General features: G+C 66.5%; 3 protein-coding genes. All 3 read left to right on the forward strand.

All coding sequences use genetic code 11. The features are described from left to right. Positions 1-223, forward strand: a 223-nt coding sequence (locus HUK84_RS17990; RefSeq protein ID WP_176641467.1) for a GNAT family N-acetyltransferase, incomplete at its 5' end; no start/stop codon positions are given. A 46-nt stretch (positions 224-269) separates the two neighbouring features. Beyond that, entirely contained in the window at positions 270-608 is a 339-nt protein-coding gene (locus HUK84_RS17995; RefSeq protein WP_176641468.1) for an antibiotic biosynthesis monooxygenase family protein, read from the forward strand. Between the two features lie 190 nt (positions 609-798). Further along, a partial coding sequence (locus tag HUK84_RS18000) for an oligopeptide:H+ symporter (RefSeq protein ID WP_374729383.1) occupies positions 799-1,456 on the forward strand: 658 nt, incomplete at its 3' end.

Here is a 1,456-nt window from a genome sequence, read left to right on the forward strand (position 1 = left end):
CGCCGCGTGGCGCGGCCGGGGGCTCGGCCGCCGCCTGATGCGTGCGATCGAGGATCTGCCCGCCTGCCGCGGCGTGGCCTGTTTCCTGCTGGACGCACAGACCCAGGCCCTCCCTTTCTATGAATCGCTGGGCTATGTGGCGTATGGCGAGGAATTCCCCGATGCCGGCATCCCGCACCGCGCGATGCGCAAGCGGCGTCCGGTCGCCGATCCCGCCCCCTGAATGTCCCGCGTCCCGACACCGCACGCCCGGCAGCAGGAACCGCCAGATGTCCATCGCCCCCACGCCTCAGCCTCCTTATTACGCGGTCGTTTTCACTTCCCTGCTCGGCCGGGACGATGCCGGCTATGGCGAGATGGCGCGCGTGATGGCCGAAACGGCGGCCCGCCAGCCCGGCTTTCTGGGCGTCGAATCGGTGCGCGAGGGCGCGGGACCGGGCGCGCCGGGCATCACCGTCTCCTATTGGCGCAGCCTGGAGGACATCGCCGCCTGGAAGACGGACGCCGCCCACCAGATGGCGCAGCGCCTGGGGCGGCAGCGCTGGTACGCGGCCTACAAGACCCGGATCTGCCGGGTCGAACGCGATTATGATTTCGCCGCCGGCTGAATTCGCGACAGAATCATAGAATTTTCGAAATGATTGAGACATATTGTGCGTTATTCCTGCGCTCGGCGCAGAATGACGCCAGCCCGCGTTGTCGCTTTTGCTGCCGGTCTGATAGGTGTTTCGCCCAACGTTCGCGCTTCTATTCGGGAATTTCATGAATTCTTCTTCATCAACGCCTCCGGGTGCCGCGTTGGCGCTTCCCTCCCGTGCCGCGTCTTTCAGCGTCGTCGTCGCCATCGAATTATGGGAACGCTTCGGCTATTACGGCATGCAGGCGGTGCTGCTGCTGTTCATGGTGCAGCATCTGGGCTTCGCCGACGCCCGCGCCAACATGACCTGGGGCGCCTTCGCCGCTATGACCTATGCGCTGCCGGCCGTCGGTGGCTGGCTGGGCGATCGCGTCCTGGGCTCGCGCCGCGCCATGCTGACCGGCGCCACCACGCTGGCATTCGGCTATGCCGTGCTGGCGCTGGCCACCGTGCACGAGCAGTTCTTCACCCTGGCCATGGGCCTGATCGCCACCGGCAACGGGTTCTTCAAACCCAACGCCGCCAATCTGGTGCGCCGCATCTATGACGGCGACGATGTCGAACTGGATGCCGCCTTCACCCTCTATTACATGGCGGTCAATGTCGGCTCGACCTTCTCGATGCTGCTGACCCCCTGGCTGCAGGAGCGCTTCGGCCCGGCCTTCGCGTTTTCGGCCTGTTCCGCCGGCCTGTTCGTGGGGCTGTGTTTCTATGCGGTCCGCCGTGGCCGGCTGGCCCATGTCGGCACCGCGCCGGATTTCGCCGCCCTGCCGGCCGGGCGCGCCGTTGCGGTTTTCGCGGCCATGCTGGCGGTCATCG

This window comes from Nguyenibacter vanlangensis (assembly GCF_013376155.1).
Taxonomy (GTDB): domain Bacteria; phylum Pseudomonadota; class Alphaproteobacteria; order Acetobacterales; family Acetobacteraceae; genus Gluconacetobacter; species Gluconacetobacter vanlangensis.